General features: G+C 57.6%; 15 protein-coding genes. 10 read left to right on the top strand and 5 right to left on the bottom strand.

What is annotated here, in order from left to right:
- Window positions 1-186 precede the first annotated feature (186 nt).
- On the top strand, window positions 187-582 hold the full coding sequence (locus CFT68_RS03545) for a response regulator (RefSeq protein ID WP_088842042.1): 396 nt from the start codon (window positions 187-189) through the stop codon (window positions 580-582).
- Window positions 572-1618 carry an adenylate/guanylate cyclase domain-containing protein gene (locus CFT68_RS03540; protein WP_088842041.1) on the top strand — a complete coding sequence of 349 codons (1047 nt, stop codon included), beginning with the start codon at window positions 572-574 and terminating at the stop codon, window positions 1616-1618. The genes CFT68_RS03545 and CFT68_RS03540 overlap by 11 nt, the downstream gene beginning before the upstream one ends.
- Before the next feature lie 186 nt (window positions 1619-1804).
- Here the strand turns inward: CFT68_RS03540 and CFT68_RS03535 are convergent, their stop codons facing one another.
- Both CFT68_RS03535 and CFT68_RS03530 read right to left on the bottom strand, forming a co-directional pair.
- Window positions 1805-2872 carry an SDR family oxidoreductase gene (locus CFT68_RS03535; RefSeq protein WP_088842040.1) on the bottom strand — a complete coding sequence of 356 codons (1068 nt, stop codon included), beginning with the start codon at window positions 2870-2872 and terminating at the stop codon, window positions 1805-1807.
- A 256-nt stretch (window positions 2873-3128) separates the two neighbouring features.
- Entirely contained in the window at window positions 3129-5852 is a 2724-nt protein-coding gene (locus tag CFT68_RS03530; protein ID WP_088842039.1) for a cyclic nucleotide-binding domain-containing protein, read from the bottom strand.
- A gap of 164 nt (window positions 5853-6016) precedes the next feature.
- Here CFT68_RS03530 and CFT68_RS03525 point away from each other — a divergent pair, with 164 nt between their 5' ends.
- Window positions 6017-6619, top strand: coding sequence for an HD domain-containing protein (locus CFT68_RS03525; protein ID WP_088842038.1), 603 nt, complete (start codon window positions 6017-6019; stop codon window positions 6617-6619).
- Window positions 6620-6702: 83 nt separating this feature from the next.
- Here CFT68_RS03525 and CFT68_RS03520 read toward each other — a convergent pair whose 3' ends face one another.
- On the bottom strand, window positions 6703-7821 hold the full coding sequence (locus CFT68_RS03520; RefSeq protein ID WP_088842037.1) for a type I restriction endonuclease: 1119 nt from the start codon (window positions 7819-7821) through the stop codon (window positions 6703-6705).
- A gap of 116 nt (window positions 7822-7937) precedes the next feature.
- Window positions 7938-8177 carry a hypothetical protein gene (locus tag CFT68_RS03515; protein WP_088842036.1) on the bottom strand — a complete coding sequence of 80 codons (240 nt, stop codon included), beginning with the start codon at window positions 8175-8177 and terminating at the stop codon, window positions 7938-7940.
- 190 nt (window positions 8178-8367) lie between these two features.
- Between CFT68_RS03515 and CFT68_RS03510 the strand changes: the two genes are divergently transcribed.
- The 3 genes from CFT68_RS03510 to CFT68_RS03500 all read left to right on the top strand — a co-directional run bounded on the left by CFT68_RS03510 (window position 8368) and on the right by CFT68_RS03500 (window position 12461).
- Window positions 8368-10668 (top strand): efflux RND transporter permease subunit, encoded by a 2301-nt coding sequence (locus tag CFT68_RS03510; RefSeq protein WP_088842035.1) that lies wholly within the window; start codon window positions 8368-8370, stop codon window positions 10666-10668.
- Window positions 10669-11135: 467 nt separating this feature from the next.
- Window positions 11136-11720, top strand: a complete 585-nt coding sequence (locus CFT68_RS03505) for a hypothetical protein (RefSeq protein ID WP_088842034.1) — start codon at window positions 11136-11138, stop codon at window positions 11718-11720.
- 438 nt (window positions 11721-12158) lie between these two features.
- The gene (locus CFT68_RS03500) at window positions 12159-12461 is read left to right on the top strand and encodes a hypothetical protein (RefSeq protein WP_141106426.1); all 303 of its coding nucleotides are present in this window, start codon (window positions 12159-12161) and stop codon (window positions 12459-12461) included.
- A 150-nt stretch (window positions 12462-12611) separates the two neighbouring features.
- Here the strand turns inward: CFT68_RS03500 and CFT68_RS03495 are convergent, their stop codons facing one another.
- Window positions 12612-15218 carry a M1 family metallopeptidase gene (locus tag CFT68_RS03495; RefSeq protein ID WP_088842032.1) on the bottom strand — a complete coding sequence of 869 codons (2607 nt, stop codon included), beginning with the start codon at window positions 15216-15218 and terminating at the stop codon, window positions 12612-12614.
- Between the two features lie 49 nt (window positions 15219-15267).
- On the opposite strand from CFT68_RS03495, the gene pxpB reads away from it, so the two are divergent.
- From pxpB to CFT68_RS03475, 4 genes are read left to right on the top strand one after another with little or no spacing between them, the layout of a single operon-like run.
- Window positions 15268-16002 carry a 5-oxoprolinase subunit PxpB gene (pxpB, locus tag CFT68_RS03490; protein WP_088842031.1) on the top strand — a complete coding sequence of 245 codons (735 nt, stop codon included), beginning with the start codon at window positions 15268-15270 and terminating at the stop codon, window positions 16000-16002.
- Entirely contained in the window at window positions 15992-16999 is a 1008-nt protein-coding gene (locus tag CFT68_RS03485; protein ID WP_088842030.1) for a 5-oxoprolinase subunit C family protein, read from the top strand. Before pxpB ends, CFT68_RS03485 begins: the two co-directional genes overlap by 11 nt.
- Window positions 16996-17775, top strand: coding sequence for a LamB/YcsF family protein (locus CFT68_RS03480; protein WP_088842029.1), 780 nt, complete (start codon window positions 16996-16998; stop codon window positions 17773-17775). The genes CFT68_RS03485 and CFT68_RS03480 overlap by 4 nt, the downstream gene beginning before the upstream one ends.
- Window positions 17772-18968, top strand: a complete 1197-nt coding sequence (locus CFT68_RS03475; RefSeq protein ID WP_245815265.1) for an NRAMP family divalent metal transporter — start codon at window positions 17772-17774, stop codon at window positions 18966-18968. Before CFT68_RS03480 ends, CFT68_RS03475 begins: the two co-directional genes overlap by 4 nt.
- Window positions 18969-19015: the final 47 nt, after the last annotated feature.

Here is a 19015-nt window from a genome sequence, read left to right as displayed (position 1 = left end):
AGCTATGCCCCTGCTCGATGTGTTAATAAAAGGATACTCTCGGGCGTATGGCTGGCCTAGCTACCAGCTATACGGGCCATTTTCTCACTCTGCTCTGGCTGCGAGGCAAGCGAAGGACTCTCCTTCCAACTTCACCTTTCACCATTTTTCCTACCACAAATCCTATTTCAACTAGCTTTGCACCCGATGAAGATACTGGTAGTAGACGACGAGATGGATGTGCGCACACTCTTTGAGCAACGCTTCCGCCGGGAAATTCGCAGTGGCTTATTTTCCTTTTCTTTTGCGTACTCGGGCGAAGAAGCTCTAGCGTATCTGCGTGAGCATGCCTCCGAGGTAGTCCTGATATTGTCCGACATTAATATGCCCGGCATGAGTGGCCTAGAGCTGCTCAAGCACATCAAGCAGCAGTACCTAGCTCCGCCGCCCACCCCGCCCCAGGTGATGATGATTACGGCCTACAGCGACGACGACAGCTACAAAGAGGCTATGCAGCTAGGAGCCAATGATTTCCTGACCAAACCGGTTGACTTCGCGGCCCTGAAAGAAAAACTGACCTTGCTCGCGAGCCATGAAAACTAAAATACTGGTAGTAGATGATGAAGCAGACTTAGAGCTGCTCATCAAGCAGAAATTCCGGCGCAAAATCCGGGAAAACGTGTACGAGTTCGTGTTTGCCAGCAACGGCCAGGAGGCCCTGGATACGGTGCGCACCCACCCCGACTTGGACATCATCCTCTCCGACATCAATATGCCGGTGATGGATGGCCTGACGCTGCTCAGCAAGATGCCAGAAGCCAACCCCATCATCAAAACCGTAATGGTTTCGGCGTATGGCGATATGGAGAACATCCGGACGGCCATGAACCGCGGCGCCTTCGACTTCGTGTGCAAGCCCGTGGATTTTCAGGATCTGGAGCTGACGATGGAGAAAACCGCCCAGCAGGTGCGGCAGCTGCGCGAAACCCTGCAGGCCATCCAGGAGAACAACATACTGCGCATGTACGTGGATGAGACGGTGCTCAACTTCATGGGCCGGCCGGGCTTCGAGAACAAGCTGATGGCCAGCGAAACCGTGGAAGCCACCGTGGCCTTCATTGATATCTGCGGCTTCACGTCGCTTTCGGAGGTCCTGCCACCGGCCAACATTGTGTCGATGCTCAACACCTACTTCGACCAGATGGTGAAGGAGATCATTGCGCAGGGCGGCTACGTAGATAAGTTTATGGGCGACGCCGTGATGGCCGTGTTCCGGGGCGAATACCACCTCGACCGCGCCATGGATGCCGCCCTGGCTGCCCGCGCCGTGGTGCAGGCTAACCAAGACACGCTGCCCGATGGTCAGCCGTACCACCCGCAGGTCAGCATCGGCATCAATACCGGCGAAATGGTGTCGGGCAACATCGGCTCGGCCTCCCTCAAAAGGCTGGATTACACCGTTATCGGAGACACCGTGAACGTAAGCCAGCGCCTGCAATCCGCAGCTCTCCCCGGCCAGATCATCATCACGGAAGCCACTTACCAGCGCGTGAAAGAGTCGTTTCAGTGCCGGCCAATCAAGGAAGTGACGCTCAAAAACAAGGCCCAGCCCGTGATGATCTACGAAGTAGTGGCCTAGCGGCGAAGTGGAGATTTAGCAAGAACAAAAGGCACGTCATCCTGAGCCTAAGCGAAGGATCTTCTTACGATTGAACGACTGGCCTAGCGCCTCGTGCTAACCTAAGAAGATCCTTCGCTTAGGCTCAGGATGACGTGCCTTTTGTATTGGATGATTATTGTACTTGGTTCCGAGAGCTTGCCGATTTTATGGAATCAGGCGGTCTTCTCGCAGCTGCTTAAAGAGGTCGAAAAAAGAGTCTTCCGTGCTCTGGAACACGGTGAAGCCCCGTTTCCGACTATTCTTCATATCGGTCATGACTTCAATGGGGCGGCCTAGGTCCAGGTCGGTGTGCCAGGGCGAGACCAGACGGTTGAGGTCGGCTTCAACCAGATTAGAACGGCGTCTGATAAGTCCCCATAAAGTCTGATCAAAGGTTTCCTCTCTTTCCAGCGGATGGATGGTGCCATCGAAGCCCACCGCTTCTACTCCAAACCAGTCGGCAATCCGGCCCCAGAGCCAGCTCCAGCGGAATACATCACCATTCACCACGTTGTAGGCCTCGTTCTTTGCCTCTTCCGTGGTGGCGGCCCAGATTAGCTGTTTGGCTATCACGCGGGCATCGGTTACGTCGGAGAGGCCTTCCCACTGCGCCTTGGAGCCAGGCCAGCGGAAGGGCCGGCCGGTTTCCTTGCAGAGGGTGGCATACACGGCCAGGGTGGTACCCATATTCATCTGGTTGCCAACGGCTTTGCCGATGATGGTGTGCGGGCGGTGAATGCTCCAAGTAAACCCGTCGCGCTCGGCGGCGGCATACACCTCATCTTCCTGAGCATAATAGAAGTTCTCGATGGGCAGACGGGGCTGCTCCTCCCGCAAAGGCGTGGGCGGCAGTACGCCTTCCTTCGCGTAGGCCTCAAATGGCCCCAGATAATGCTTCAGGCCCGTAACAAGCGCCACATGCTGCACCGATTTTTTGGGTGAGAGTACCGAGAGCAGATTGCGCACCATAGCGCTGTTCACGCGGATGTTCTCCGCCTCTGTGTCATTACGCATCCAGCTGGTGATGAACACGTGTGTGGGTGCTACATCGGCCAGGGCAGTCTCTAGGCCAGTTTCGTTGAGCAAATCGGCAGCTACGGGCTGTAGGCCGGCTATTTCAGTGTTGGGCTTGCGGGCCAGGCCATACGTTGTCCAGCCATTCGCGAGTAGCTCTTGGGCCAGGTTGCTGCCAATGATGCCGCTTGCCCCTACTACTAATGCAATCTTATCCATACTACTCTACTTACACGTATTTTCTTGTTGAATTCCTTCGGCTGATAACCTACCCCATTAGATAGGCCTAGCAGTAGTCCGGAAGCCAGGTTTTACGGTAAACACAGAAGCGGCAGCCACATGTTTAGTGGCTGCCGCTTCCGAATGTACTACCAGCTACACGAATACCCACGTGGCAGACGCTACACTGCCTGGCATTTACCTTTGACTATCAGGCTTTTGCTCTGATTTTTATTAATGCGGAACGTCAAACTCACTATTTCACCTCCGGCACCTGCATTTTCTCGTTTTGGCGGCGGAGGCGCTGGCAGAGCACGCGCATGATATTGCGCAATACCTCGCCCCGCTCCTCCATCACGTCGTAGAAATCTTCCTGATCGAGGCGGAAGGCTACCACCGAGCCGTGAGCCACGGCCGAGGCAGAGCGCGGCTCGGCATCCAGCAAGGCCAGCTCGCCAAAGAAGTCGCCGGGGCGGAAAGTGGCCAGCTGCTGCGTGCCGCTGAGGATGTTTACCTCCCCTTCCTGCACAATGAACAAGGACGTGCCCAGGTCGCCTTTGGCGAAGATTTGCTCCCCTTCCCGGAAGGTCACCTCCTTCATGATGGGCACGATGCTGCTGAGTACGTTTTCAGGGGTTTCGGAGAAGAGCGCCGTGTTTTTGAGCAGGGCAACCAGCTCCGTAGCCGAGATGCGGGATGTGGTGGCGTGGTGGCTCATGAGCAAGGATACTAAGTGAGGATGGGCTTCCAGCAAGTGCTGGTAATCTTCGGGGGCAGCATGCGCGAAGCGGTCTAGAACGGCCACCGCACTTTGCTGAATCAGTAGGTTAGTGCTGTGCAAATGGGGCAAGGCCTGGCCTACGGTGTAGGGCGTGGGGTGCCACTGGCTAAGCGCCATGCTTACCGTCCAGTCGGTGTAGGCCACTTCGCCGCGCTCCACAATGCCAGGCACGATGGACATAGCGGCCCCATTTGCGCTTAACAATGCGTTGAACCGGCGGACCTTTTCCGCCACTGGCACTACATCCAGCAGCGCCTGCAGCCCCTGATATACTGGCCTGGGAATCAGGTTGTCCAGCATTTCGAGGGCGTTGGCCTGCCGCTCGCGGGCAGCATGCGCCACGCCGCGCTGGGCATCAGCAATGATCTGGGGCGGATAGAGCTGTAACAGCAGGCCGAATAGTCGCTGCTGCACGCGTAGCAGCTCATAGTCGAGGCTGGATTGCAACGGGCCATTGGCCGTGCTCAGCTGGCCTAGAAGCAACTGATGAGCCAGGCGCAGCTCCTGCTGCACCAGCCCCTGAAAAATGGGAGCATCGGCAATTACCGGCTCAAAACTGCGCAACGCCCGTAGCGCGGCCTCTCGCCGGAAAAGGTTGGGCTGCCGGGCCAGTTCCACCAGCGCTTGGCGGCTGGCGGGGCGGCGTACATGCCCCAGCAGCTGGGCTACACGCCGGATTAGGGCCTCGTCGGTGCTTGTGTGCAGGGTTTCGGTCAGTTCAGGCAAAGCTGCTTCGCCGAGCTGCACCAGCTGATCGGTGGCAGCGGCGCGCGTATTCTTATCCGTGAGGGCCATAATCAGGGCCTGAATAGTCGCAGAATCAGGCACCGTCCCGTTGGCTAGGCCACTGGCAACTCCAGTCCCGTTCGAGGCGAAGAAACCCTCTTCCGAAGGCGCAAACCGGCGGCTCACGGCGTGCTGCAGCTCGGCCAGATAGTGGCCATATGCACGGTACAGCAGCGCCAGAGCGGCCAGCGCCAGGAGCGTCATCCAGCCAAACGTAAGCACCTGACTTAGTGCTGGCTGCGCATGAAAAGCGAAGAGCAACACCCCGGCCAGGCCCATGCCCAGTGGCTCATACACGCCTTTTGCCAGCGTGTGCGCCTGCAGCCGCTCCGTGGCGGGCAGCGGCTGAAACAGAATCAGGAAAACCGGATCAAACACAGCTCTACGCAGCACTTCCAGGGCCAGAAACAGCCCGCAGAAATACAGCATCAGATTCTCTTCAGCCCCTCCCGTCAGGTGCAGCACCCCGTACAGACCTAGCCCCACCAGCACCGTGCCCGGCAGCGCCAGCAACGTACCCCGGAACCCCACCCGATCGAGCGTTTGGCTGGTAAGCAGCAGCTTAAACACCAGCGCCAGCAAGTAGGTGAGAGCCAGCACGCCCCCCACGTAGCGCATCACCACCGATTGATCATGGAAGCGGTGCTTGACGTTGACGAAAAACGAATACTCAATGCCAGTGGTAACGGCCGCAATGGCCAGCATGCTCAGGCACATGGCCAGCACCAGACGGCTGCTCCCAAACCAGCGCTGTAGGCCAGGTGTCACGGCTTCTGTGCGCTGGGCGCGGGCGGCCGAGCGGGCTTCTACCACGTGCAGGCGGCCGGTAGCCTGCAACACCAGCAGGGCACATATATAGGCGGCAAACGCCGTCAGGAGCAGCCACAGCAGCTCCGTATGATGATGAATCAGGATGGCCAGCACGGCACCCAGGGCCTTGGCGGGCATGTCGCCGGAGCTGATGACGCTGAACAGGCGCCGGCTTTGGCGCACATCAAACACCACCGCCGACACGCCCCAGAACTCCAGGTTGGTGAGCAGATAAATGACGCGGTAGCCCGCCATAATAACCACGGCGGCCGCTACCGAGTGGCCTACGGCCACCAACACGCCCAGCACGCCCGTCAGCATAACCACAGCCAGCAGCACCCGCACAGCCACGCGCTGCAGCCCCAGGTGATGCTCAAAATGGGCATATATTTTGCCGGACGCAATCATCAACAGCGCCGCCACCCCGTAGGCCAGGGGCAGGTTTCGCTCGGGGTTATTTTCGAGCAGAATCACGTTGGCCGACACGTACACCAGAATGGTGCCGATGCCCAGCAGAAAGTTGTGCAGGAAGAACAGCCCCACCGTGCGCCCTTCATCGGGCCGAATCCCCAGCAATTGCTGCCAGCGTTCAAGTAGTGTCATTCTTGGCTTCAGTTACCAGTTGCGGGTTGCCAGTTACCAGTTGTTAGTCAGAACGACATTGGCAACTGGCAACCGAAATGAGATGCCGCAAGATAACGGCCTGGCGCGGCATGACACCGGTTTTTTCCTGTTATTACAGTACTTTATCCCTGCCCGCCTGCCCGATGGATCACCTACGCGCTGAAACTTATGTGCTGAACCTGCTGCGTCAGCAATTGCCAGCTTCTTTGCTCTACCATGGCCTGCACCATACCCTCGATGTGGTAGAGCAATCGGCGTCCTTGGCCGCAGCCGAAGGCATCACCAACCCCGACGACCTCACGCTGCTCCGCACGGCAGCTTTGTATCACGATTCTGGCTTTCTGACCACCTACAAGGGCCACGAAGCCGCCAGCTGCGAGCTGGTGTGCCGGGTGCTGCCCGGTATGGCCTATTCGCCCAGCCAGGTAGAGCTGATTTGCCGCATGATTATGGCCACTCAGCTTCCCCAAGCCCCCGACCATCTGCATCTGGCCCAAATCCTATGCGACGCCGACCTCGACTACCTGGGCCGCCCCGATTTCTGGTCGACCAGCCAGACGCTCTTCGAGGAGTGGCAAGCCCGCGATATGGTGCCCGATGAGCAGGATTGGTATCAGATTCAGGTAAAATTTCTCGGTGCCCACCACTACTGGACCCGCACTGCCATTGCCCGCCGCGAAACGGAAAAGCAGGCACGGCTGGCCGAGGTGAAGGTGCGGCTGGAGCAGTTGAGTGGAAACGGGTGAGTTAATGATTGAGTTTTATTTACAAAAGAAGCCCTCCTGATAATACAGGAGGGCTTCTTTTGTAAAAGAGCAGGTACCAGCTTTTACACTGTGGGAGCTTCCGGCACTTTTGTTTCATGGCGTTGTACAGCTGTACGAATCCGGGAGGCCAAGCCATATAGATCGTCCAGGGAGTTTATATCAACTCGCTCCCCGCCTTCAACATCAAATAACGTCACGTATTTTTTACTGCCGTTGAAATGCAATCGGCAGATTGGTTTCCTGTTATTGTCGTCAAGTAGAATGCCGCAATAGGATTGAACATCCCGCATTACCACCCGATGAACCGGTACTGATTTGCGCAGAATAGCTCGCACAATCATAAATCCTTCGGTTTCTTCAACAGTCGTTTCAATATCCTTGTCCTTGTTTTCCAGATTTACTTCTGTTGGTGTCAGATCAGGAACTTGTGGCATCGGAATATCAACTGCCAAGATACCTTGACTACTTGTGTCGGCCATTGCCGAGCGTAAGCGCATGGCTATCTTATCATTTAGAAACTGGTGAAATGAACGATGCACCAATATGCTGAACTGCTCTTTTAGTTTGGGTGTCAGGACCCCATCGTAAATCTGCTTAGATATGAAGTGAATGAAATCAGCAGATGGCTGTGTAAACTGTTCATCGAAGTACTTTTTGAAAGCCCGCATATACTTCAGATTGTATGCGGCAAACAGCATGTCTTCGATATTGAACGACGCTTTGCTTAATTTCTTTATTTCGGCGACGTCGTTTTCGTGAAAGTTGAATAAGTCAAATTCCATGAATGGACGCTCATCCATTTTGTTAGGCTGTTCTAAATCCGTGAACAGCTTATAAGTGATGCCATTTGTAAGTACTGCAATACGCGCTTCTGTGACATGAAAATATCGAAACAGCTGGCTTGCATGATTGATATTCAAGTCGCCGCCAGCGTGTTTGCACTCTACTAGAATAATAGGCTTACCATCGCGCATGATGGCGTAATCAATCTTTTCGCCCTTTTTCGTGCCTATATCACAGATAAACTCAGGCACTACTTCTGTGGGGTCAAAGACATTGTACCCAAGTGCATTGATGAATGGCATTACAAGCGCATTCTTGGTAGCTTCTTCCGTTTGGATGTGGGAAATTTGCTTCTGTGCCCGCGAGGCTAGATTGGTAAGTTGATCGATAAGCTCCATTATGTTTTTAGGGTTAATTAATATTTGCTAAAGCTATAAGTATCTTCTATTTCTACAAAAAATAAAACCTCAACACATTTCTATGTCGAGGTTTTCTAAGCGAACAGGATTAATTTCTACAGCGACTTCACGGCCGCTGCCGCTGGTGCGGGCGTAACAGCAGCAGTTTTGGCGCCTTTCTTCATGCAGCAGGAGCCGCCCGAGGCCATTTTTTTGCCGGGGGCACAGCTGGCTTGCATGGCTGGAGTGCAGGCTTCCTTCTTGCCCTTTTTGGCTTTATCGTCGTTGTGGCCCTCATGCGCAACGGCAGTACCAACGAAAGAGAACAGAGCAAGGGCGAGCAGGGCGTTTTTCATGACAGCGAAGAGGTAAAAGGGAAACAAAAGCCGGAAAATGACGGTTGGCTTACCGCCGACCCTAAGATAGCAACTGTAGGCCACTCCGAAAGTATATCGGCGGGATGCAGTTGCTTTGTTTTGGCTTTTGTACTTGGCCTAGGCCACCTTTTCCTCTGCTGCGCGCACCGCTGGGTTCGCGCTACCGCTTATGCCCCTCCGCAAACTCAGTTATAGTGTTCTGCTTGTCTTGGCCCTGCTTTCGGCCGTGAGCGTGTATTTCGTGGCGCAGCTGCGCTTCAACTACAACTTCAACGACTTCTACCCCGCCGGCGACCCCGACCTGGATTACTACCAGCAATACTCCGGACGCTTCGGCAACGACAACGACTACGTGCTGCTGGGCCTCGAAGCGCCGGCCGGCCGCACCGTGTTTGAGCCACAGTTCCTGACCCGCGTAGATTCCCTTACGCGCTTTATCCAGCGTAGGCCACATGTGGTGCACGTCACGTCGCCGACCAACGCCACCAACCCGGTGCTGGAGGGCCTGGGCGTGTTCAACGTGCCCTACCTCCACCCCGAGGAGCCCGCCCGCCGCGCCCAGGATTCGGCGCTGGTGTACCGCACGCCGGGCCTCATCGGCAACCTGATTTCCAAGGATGCCCGCGCCGTCACGATTCTGCTACAGACTTCCCCCAACCTCAGCAAGCCCCCCGGCGACTCCCTTTTGGCGGCCGTGCGCACCGAGCTGAGCCGCCAGGGCTTCGCGGAGGCCGATTACCACCTGGCCGGCAAACTGGTGGCGCAGTCGATTTTCGTAGACCGTCTGCAGCGGGAGCTGATGGTGTTTATGTCGCTCTCGGTGGTACTCGTGACGGGGTTGCTGTGGTTTACGTTCCGGACGTGGTGGGGCGTGGTGCTGCCGCTGGTAGTGGTGCTGGGCTCCATTCTGTGGGGCCTGGGCGTGATGTCGGCCTTTGGCGTGAGCATTGATCTGATGACGGCTCTGCTGCCCGTGATGCTGTTTGTGGTGGGCATGTCCGATACCATCCACATCATTACGCGCTACGTCACGGAACTCGGCTACGGCACTTCCAAGCGCGAATCTCTGCTGATTACGCTCAAGGAATCGGGGTTTGGCTCGGGGCTTTCGGCGCTTACCACCAGCATCGGCTTCTTTACCCTGATGACCAGCACCATCCGCCCGATTTACAACTTCGGGTTGTTTACGGGTATTGCGGTGCTGCTCACCTTCGTGCTGTCGTTTACCTTGCTGCCGGCTATGCTCATGCTGCTGCGCAAGCCCCAGCTGCGCATTCCGCGCCAGGAGGGCCATAGTTGGGACGGCGTGCTGGGCCGCATGTTTCGGACGGTGCTGGCGCGTCGGCAGTGGGTGGTGGCCATCAGCGCCCTGCTCCTGATTGGGTCCGTGGCTTCGGCCTCGCGCATCCGCATCAACTCCGCTCTGCTCGACGACCTCTCCAAAAACGACCCCGTGAAGCTGGATTTCCGGTTTTTTGAGCGGCAGTTTGCCGGTGTGCGCCCCTTCGAGCTGGACCTGAAGCCCGGCCCCGGCCGCACTATCTACGACCTGCCCGTGCTGCGCCAGACTGAGCAGATTGAGAATTACCTGCTTAAAGAGTACGGCCTTAACTTCGTGGCTTCACCGGTTACACTGGTAAAATCGGTGCGCAAAGCCGTGAACGGTGGCCTACTGGAAGAATACCGCCTCCCTGATTCCGATGCTGAGCTACAGCGGTTGGTATCAAAGATCAAGGTCTTCCGCAAGAAGCCGGAGTTCCGGGCGTTGGTGCTGCCCGATGCCTCCGAAGGCCGCATGACCGGCCGAATGCCCGACGTAGGCAGCATCCGGGCCGATAAGCTCAACGCCGACCTGCGCCAGTATCTGGCCGAGCACACCGACGCCACTGTGCTGCAAACCCGCCTCACCGGCTCGGCTAACCTCATTGATAAAAACAACGAAAACCTCACCCTGAACATGATAACGGGCATGAGCATCGATATCGTGATGGTCACGCTTATCGTGCTGGTGCTGTTTCGGAGCGTGCGCATGACGCTGGTCGTACTCATCCCGAACTTGGTGCCCATTCTCATTGTGGCGGGCGTAATGGGGCTGGCCGGCGTGCACATGAAGGTGAGCACCAGCATTATCTTCACCATTGCTTTTGGAATAGCTGTCGATGACACTATTCACTTTATCAGCAAGCTCAAGCTGGTTTTGCTCAAGGAGCGTAGCCTGTTCAAGGCCGTCCGTAAAACCTACCTGATGGCTGGCAAAGCCGTTATCGTCACCTCCCTTATTCTCGTCGGCGGCTTTTCCACGCTCATCTTTTCTTCCTTCGACGGCACCTTCTACGTAGGCCTGCTCATTGGCCTTACGCTGCTGTTCGGCGTAGTCGCCGAGCTGACGTTGCTGCCCATCCTGATTCTAGCGTTCTACAAGCACCGCCCCAAGGAAATCCGGCAGCCGGTGCCAGCGCTGGGCGGATAGGATATCAAGTAAGCAACCTCGCGTTTACGGTTGCTCGACTGGCCTAGCGCATGTGAATGTTATACAGCAAAAGGGAAGCCCCTAATTCTGAGCTTGTTGGATAATCTCGCGTACTAAGACTGCTACTATATACGCAGTTCAGAAAATCATACCGAACTCACAAGAACGTCATGTTGAGCGGAGTCGAAGCATCTCTACCGCTTCGTTGAAGTATAGCTAACGAAGCGGTAGAGATGCTTCGACTCCGCTCAGCATGACGTTCTGTTGATTTTTTGATCAGCTTCACATTAACTTATTACGCTTGAAATGACGGCCTTTCGTTAGCACGTCAGATACCTAGGCCAGGTTAGCAGTGCAATTGTATTGGCCACAGAAGTCGTTGCCACTCTAGTACCCCAGAGGTAGCACAAGCAGGCGTTTCCGCCAGAATATATCCTTCTAGGCCAGTTCGTCGTTTCTTTGCGACTATGATGCTTTCCCGTTCGCTTACCGCCGCCCTCCTTTTCCTGCCGCTTTTTAGCTTTGCCCAAACACCCGCCCTGGCGCCGGTGGCCGACCCATTGCCTCGCCTGATTAAGGAGCGGGAAACCTTGGTGCGCCAATACGAAGACGCCAATGCCCAGCGCAACGCCTTCCTGGCCAACAAGCCCAGCAAGAAAGACCTGCAGGAAGTGGTGGATGCCCTCAAAGGTATTATCCGCAAAGACACTGAGCTCATCCGGGCGGTGCAGGACGCTACCCAACGCCGCACCGCCGCCGTAGTGGCCGAAAACCAGCAGGCCAAGCAGCAGGTAACCGTAGCCGAAACCGACCAGAGCAGCACCCGCCAGCGCTTCTACGACCTCGAAAACCAGATTGCCAACCTCCAGCTCCGCGATAAACAGCGCGAAAAGAAGCTGCAGGACTTGCAGGCCGCCGAAGCCGAGGCCACCCAGGCCCGCACCAGCCGCGAACTGCTGGCCGCCGGCCTGGCCGTGCTTTCGATAGGCCTACTGGCCTACGTGCTGAAGCTGCGTAGCCGCCTAGCCACGCCAGCGCGCCGCCGCAAATAGGAAACTGGTTATAAGAGCTCATAACTAAAAGAGCCTCCTGTTGCAGCAGGAGGCTCTTTCCAAAGGAAACCCAATCACTCAGTTAGGTTATCCAGAGGGGTGCGAATGTAAAGAATCTGCTTACCAAGCCAGTCTGCCAGCCACACATTTCAAGAAGGTAACTACTCTTCTCAAAGAGACAAATTTTAAGGACACGACGAAAGGAAGCTAGACGCTTGTTTGTGACACGTTTTGCACGCCCTTCTAGGTTGCCTTTACACGCTGACCCACAAGTATCCCAAGGCCTTTTCTGTACCGGTTGGCTATGTCTTGCAGGTTGCTGGCAGTACCCGCCCGGTTACGACTCTGTCACTTTAGCGGAGGAATTGTGACGTCACAGAAGATAAAAAAATGTTTATTCCGGCTGCTCAATTTCTGACTTACTCTGAAGCGGTGGAGTTGTACCAGCTACTTCAGGAAGCTGAGGTGGCAGCGCTGGTAAAAACATGTGGCCCACCTACCTTTCCCTTCGGCGACGGCATGTATTTTCAGCTGCTCATTGAGGAAGAAGATACTGCCAACGCCCAGGCTACAGTAGAGGAGTTTGAGCAGCAGCGTACCGCTAGGTCAGTAGTCCGCTGCCCCAAGTGCGGCACCCCCGACCCGGCTCCCGTATCCAACGCTGCGTGGTGGAAACGCCTGTACTACGCCGGCACCAACCTGCATAGCTGCCCCCATTGCGGGGCTGAGTTTCCGGTGTAAGGCAGTTTCACACCGCACGTCATCCTGAGCTTGCGAAGGATCTTGTCACGTCAGCACAAGGCGCTAGGCCAGTCGTTTAGGCGTGACAAGATCCTTCGTTGCACTCAGGATGACGTGCGGTGTGGGGGTTCTGTTGGTACTAGGACATCTTTACATCATTAGTTTTTCGGCTCTAAACACATCATCAGCGGCTTGCAGGAGCTTGGCGCGCAGCTTCGGGTTGTAGTTCGGGTGCGCCGCCAGAAAGTCACGGACGGTGCGGGCGGCGGTGGGCGTTTGATAGGAACCTAGCGTGGCCTGTAGCCAGGATGCCGGAAAGAAAATGTCACCGGTTTGCTGTATTTCTTCGAGCAGCGCCAGGCTTTGGGGCAGGTACTTCTCGGAGGTAGCGGCCCGCAGCGGGTGGTGCAGGTAGGCCAGTGCTGCCGTTACCCAGGCCTCTTTTTCGCGGTTTTTCTCGTCGGAAAGCGAGGCAAAGAAGGTGTCGCGGGTTTGTACATCGGGCGAGAGGGCGGGCATCAGGAACTCCATGCGCTTTTTGCGGTCGGGGTTTTGGATGCGGGTGAGCTGCTTGGGCAGGATGGGCGTGGCGGCGGGGTAGTCCCGGACGGCCAGGGCTAAGGCCAGGGCGGTGTAGTCGTCTTCGGTGAGTTTCACGCCCGTAGGAGCCTGCTGCTTATCCCAGATCTGGTAGAGGCGCGTTTGGGCTTCTTTGCTCAGGGCAAGAGATTGATACGCTTTGAACAACAGCTTCTTGGAATTGGCCGCCGGGTTTTGCTGCATGGTCTGCCACAGCTCCTTTTCCAGCGTGGGCGCCAGCGCCAGACGCTCCGCCGGCTTCAGAAGCTTCCAGTAGATATCGGTGAGCTGGCCGGTCAGCAGCTTAATGTTTAGCTCTTCTTTCTCCTTTGGCAGCGCCTGCCGATACACCTCCAGCAGCTGCCGCGGTGCAATGCTGCGGCCGTTGAGCATGTTCTCATAGAGGTTCACGTAGGCCGAAGCCCTAGCAACCGGGTTCTGCAGCTGGGCTAGGCCAGTCGTCAGCTGCTTATCAAGCGGGAACACGCCGTAGCCTAGGCCAGTAGAATTAAAGAGAATAAAGGCTGGGGCTGCATCTCCTTCCGCCTGGGATAACGCAACCTGGCGCTGGTTCATGTTCACGGTCAGCTCCTTTACCTGGCCGCCGGGGTACACCAGCAGCACCTCAAACAATTGGGGCCACAGCCTATCCGACTTATCCTCGGCTTGCTGGGTGAGCTGTAGACTGGCAATCTTGCCGTTGCTGGTTTTCAGGTCGTAGTCGAAGATGGGGCGGCCGGGCTGGTTCACCCACACCTGGTTCCAAGCTTGGAGGTCGGCGGGGGTACGGGCATCGAGGATCTGAATGAGGTCGGGCCAGGTGGCATTGCCGAAGCTGTACTTTTTGAGGTACTCCTGCAGGCCTAGGCGGAAGGGCTCCTCTCCCATCAGGCGCTCCAGCTGCCGCATCATAATGGGCGCTTTGTGGTAGATGATGTTGCCGTAGAGCGAGCCGGCATCCTTCAGGTTGTCTAGCTCCTGCCGAATAGGATTGGCGCCGGTAGTACGGTCGACGCCGTAGGCCGCCGGGTAGTGGTCGATGACAAACTTGAGGTCGTAGTTGGAATTAGCTACGGCCACCTGCGTGATTTTGTCGGCCATGAAGTTGGCAAACACCTCCTTCATCCACACGTCGTTGAACCACTGCATGGTCACTAGGTCGCCGAACCACATGTGGGCAGTTTCGTGGGCAATAAGGTTAGAACGACTGATTTTCTGATCCTGGGTGGCGCCTTCATCCAGAAACAGCGTGCTGGCTTTGTAGTCGATGGCGCCCACGTGCTCCATGCCGCCGTACTGGAAATCGGGCAGGGCTACAAAATCGAACTTGCGGAATGGGTACGGAATGGCAGTGTAGGCCTCTAGAAACTTCAGCGCGTCGGCATGAATCTGGAAGATGGGGTCCAGGCTCAGGCGCAACTTGTCCTGGTCCGTTTCCCGGTGCAGAAACTGCATGTCCCTACCCCCCAGCGTGCGCGAAACCCGCGTGAACTTCCCCGCCGCAAACGAGAACAAGTAGGTGCTAATGGTGTCGGAGGGCGCGAAGCGCAGGGTTTTGCTCGTGGCCGTGGTGGTGGAATCGAGCAGCGGGCCGTTGGCTAAGGCCTGCCACTCGGGCGGCATCGTGAGCGTGAGCTGAAAGGATGCCTTCAGATTAGGCTGGTCGAAGACCGGAAACACGGTGCGGGCGCGGTCGGGCACGAGCAGCGTGTAGAGAAAATCCTCGTTGCGGTTGAGGCTCTGATTGCCGGCCGTAAACTCAATCTGAACTTCGTTCGGGCCGGTTTTTAGGCTTTGGGGGGGTAGTACCAAGTGCTCCTGCCGGAAGTCAATCGTTACTGGCTTGCCATTCACCTTCAAGCTTTTCAGATGGTCGGCCTGCTCCTTAAAATCGAGCTGCACAGGCTGGCTGGCATCCGTGAGGTGAAACCGGACGGTTTCGGTAGCCGCAATAGGCTGGTCTTTGCGCGACGGCACGAATAGCTGTAGGTCATAGCCCAGGCGTGAAAGACGGCGGGCACGGTCTTCCGCCAGTTGCTGGCTTACGCCGGGCACCACGGCTACCGGCGTTGCGGACGGGGCAGCATCAGAAACCATCAGCTTTTTAGAGCAGGATAACAGGCCTAGGGCAAGCAGCAGCGCGCTTGTGCGCACACTAGTAGTATATTGAAGCTTCATTCCAGAAAATTCCATCAGGTCGAAGACCCAAGGTAAAGCAAACCAGCCGATGGCCCAGCCTTTGCGGAGAAACTCAGAGCAGTCGCCCGTGCAGCTGTACCCGCTCGGCGATGCCGCCATTGTGGTGCAGTTCGGCACAACCATTGAGGAGGCCACGCACCGTACCATTCAGGCCCTAGGCCTCTACCTGGAGCACCATCCGTTTCCGGGATTTCTCGAATATGTGCCGGCCTTCACTACCCTCACGGTGTACTACGACCCCTGGGTGGTCAGCCGGGCCGGCCAGCAAGATCCCTACAAAAGCGTGGCTAGTGCCTTGCAGCAGTTGCTCCAGAAAGCCCCCACGGCGGCGCCTGAAACGGCAACTGAAGTAGTAGAAATTCCGGTGTGCTACGGCGGGCGGTTTGGGCCTGATCTGGAGCTAGTAGCCCGCCACACTGGCCTAGCGCCCGCCGAGGTAATTGCCCTGCACACTGCGCCAGACTACCTGGTGTATATGATTGGCTTTGCGCCGGGTTTCCCGTACTTGGGCGGCATGAATGAGCAGCTGACTACGCCCCGCAAAACCCAGCCACGCGCCCTCGTGCCGGCCGGTTCGGTGGGCATTGCCGGTGGCCAAACGGGCGTGTACTCGTTGCCTACCCCGGGCGGCTGGCAGCTGATTGGGCGCACGCCGCTGCGGCTGTTCACGCCCGAAGCAGCATCGCCGAGTTTGCTGCACGCGGGCCAGCGGCTGAGGTTTGTATCCATTTCAGCGGAGCAATACCAGCAGTATGAGTTGTAGCATTCTTCGCCCTGGCCTGCTCACTACCCTGCAAGATGCCGGCCGCTTCGGCTATCAGCAGGTGGGCGTTATTGTGAGTGGCCCTATGGATGCGCGGGCGCTGCGGGTGGCCAACCTGCTGGTCGGCAATCATGGTGGCGCGGCAGCATTGGAAATAACACTACTCGGACCCAAAATCCGATTCGAAGCTGACCACCTGATAGCTCTCACGGGCGCAAACCTATCGGCCAAGCTCGATGGCAAGCCCGTACCGCTCAACCGCGCAGTGGCCGTGAGGCGGGGCTGTGAGCTGGCGTTTGGCTCAGCGCGTATGGGCTGCCGCGCCTACCTGGCCGTGTCGGGCGGGTTTGAGGTACCGGCAGTGCTAGGAAGTCAGTCTACGTATCTGCGGGCAGGCCTGGGTGGCCTAGAAGGGCGGGCCTTGCGCGCCGGCGACGTGCTGCCCGCCCCCGGCCCCACTCCTGCTGGGAAACGCCTCCACCAGCAGCTGCTAGGCCACTCCTCAGGCCAGGATTGGGCCGCCAGCACCTGGTATCCTGACCCGCAGCTGACGCCCGTACCCAGCAACAGTCCTATAATCCGGGCCATGCGGGGGCCGGAATATGCGCTGTTCACGGAGGAAAGTCAGCAGGCCTTTTGGCAGGAAGAATTCACCGTTACACCGAACTCCGACCGCATGGGTTTCCGGTTGGCTGGCCCGGTTCTGCAGCTGCAAAACGAGCTGGAAATTCTCTCCACGGCCGTTACCTTCGGCACGGTGCAGGTGCCGGCCGCAGGTGAACCCATCGTGCTCATGGCCGACCATCAAACCACGGGCGGCTATCCGCGCCTGGCGCAGGTGATGACGGCCGACTTGCCGCGCCTAGCCCAGGTGCCGCCCGGCGGACGCCTGCGCTTTCAGGAAATCAGCCTTTCCGATGCCCAATACTGGTATCTGCACCAGGAACAAGCTCTTCAGCAACTCCAACGGGGCCTTGCCCTATTTCACTTTCGATGAACCCACCCTACTCCGTCGACCTGAACTGCGACATGGGGGAAAGCTTCGGCGCCTACTCCCTGGGCCACGACGAAGCCATCCTGCCGTTTGTTACCTCCGCCAATATTGCCTGCGGCTACCACGCCGGCGACCCGGCCGTTATGAAGCGCACTGTGCGCCTGGCCTTGCAACACGACGTCGCCATCGGCGCCCACCCTGGCCTACCCGACCTGGTGGGGTTTGGCCGCCGCGAAATGGCCATTTCCCCAGAAGAGGCCTACGACATGACCGTGTACCAACTGGGTGCCCTGGCGGCTTTCGTGCGGGCAGAAGGAGGCAACGTACACCACGTAAAACCACACGGCGCGCTCTATAACATGGCTGCCGTGAATCCTGGCCTTGCCGAAGCCATTGCCGAAGCCGTGTACCGCGTGCAGCCCGAAGCCTGCCTCTATGGGCTGGCCGGCAGTGCCATAATCAGTGCCGGCCAGAAGCTAGGCCTGTCCGTTGCCCACGAGGTTTTCGCCGACCGCACCTACCAACCCAATGGCACGCTCACGCCGCGCCGCCAGCCCAACGCCCTGATTACGGAAGCCTCCGCTTCCATAGCGCAGGTGGTGCGTATGGTGAAAGAAGGCCGGGTGCGGGCGCTTTCCGGTGAGGATGTAACGATTCAGGCGGATACCGTGTGCCTGCATGGGGACGGCGCCCACGCCCTGGAGTTTGCCCAGCAGATTCGGGTCGCGCTGCGCGAGGAAGATATTGCGGTGCGGGCCCATCAGTCGGTTTCCGCGTGAGGCCGGCGCGCAACTGGGGCGTCCTGATTGGGGCGGCCTTCCTGATGGCTACCTCGGCTGTTGGCCCCGGCTTCCTGACCCAAACTACCGTTTTCACTCAATCACTGGGGGCCAGCTTCGGCTTTGTGATTCTTACCTCTATCCTGATTGATATTGGGGTGCAGCTCAACATTTGGCGGGTCATCGCCGTGTCGGAAATGCGGGCCCCGGATATTGCCAACCGCGTGCTGCCGGGCCTGGGCGGCTTTATCTCGGCCCTGATTGTGCTGGGTGGCCTGGCGTTCAACATCGGTAACGTGGGCGGTGCTGGCCTGGGCCTACAGGTGCTGACCGGCTTACCCGTTACGCTCTGTGCCGTGGTGGCTGCGGCTTTGGCCCTGCTGGTATTTGTCGTGCGCGAGGCCGGCCCAGTCATGGACCGCTTTGCGCAATTCATGGGGCTAGTAATGATTCTGATAATCATTTACGTAGCCGTCACGACACACCCACCCGTTGCGGAAGCAGCCTTGCGCACCATCGCGCCATCGCGCATCGACCTTACGGCCATTATTACCCTAGTGGGCGGCACCGTGGGCGGCTACATCACGTTTTCTGGAGGCCACCGCCTGCTCGATGCCGGCATCAAAGGCCCCTCGGCACTGCCCCAGGTGACGCAAAGCGCCATCATGGGGGTTTCCGTCGCCTCCCTCATTCGGGTGTTTTTGTTTCTGGCCACACTAGGCGTCGTGAGTCGGGGCCTAGCTATTGGCACCGAGAATCCGCCCGCGTCGGTGTTTCAGCTGGCGGCGGGCCAAGTGGGCTACAAACTGTTTGGCGTGGTGATGTTTGCGGCGGCCATTACGTCGATCATCGGCTCGGCTTACACCTCCATTTCCTTTCTCAAGTCGATGCTGCCGAGCGTGGCCGCGCACGAAAACCGCTGGATTATTGGTTTTATCGTCTTATCGACCCTAGTATTTGTCACGATTGGCAAACCCGTAAGCCTACTCGTATGGGCCGGGGCCCTGAATGGGTTTATCCTGCCCATTACCCTAGGAACCCTGCTCGTAGCCGCCTACCGCCCCAGCGTCGTCGGCACCACGTACCGCCACCCGCTGTGGCTTGCGCTTTTTGGCGGCCTAGTAGTACTCATCATGACGTGGATGAGCGGTACGGTACTGTTGCAGCAACTGGCCGCGTTGTTTAGGGGGTAGCCATTTCAAGTGTAGCCCGACACTCTCCTTCCTTATCTGCGAAGGAA

Origin of the sequence: Hymenobacter gelipurpurascens, from assembly GCF_900187375.1 — a bacterium.
GTDB lineage: Bacteria > Bacteroidota > Bacteroidia > Cytophagales > Hymenobacteraceae > Hymenobacter > Hymenobacter gelipurpurascens.
This window is presented reverse-complemented; position numbering and strand designations above follow the sequence as displayed.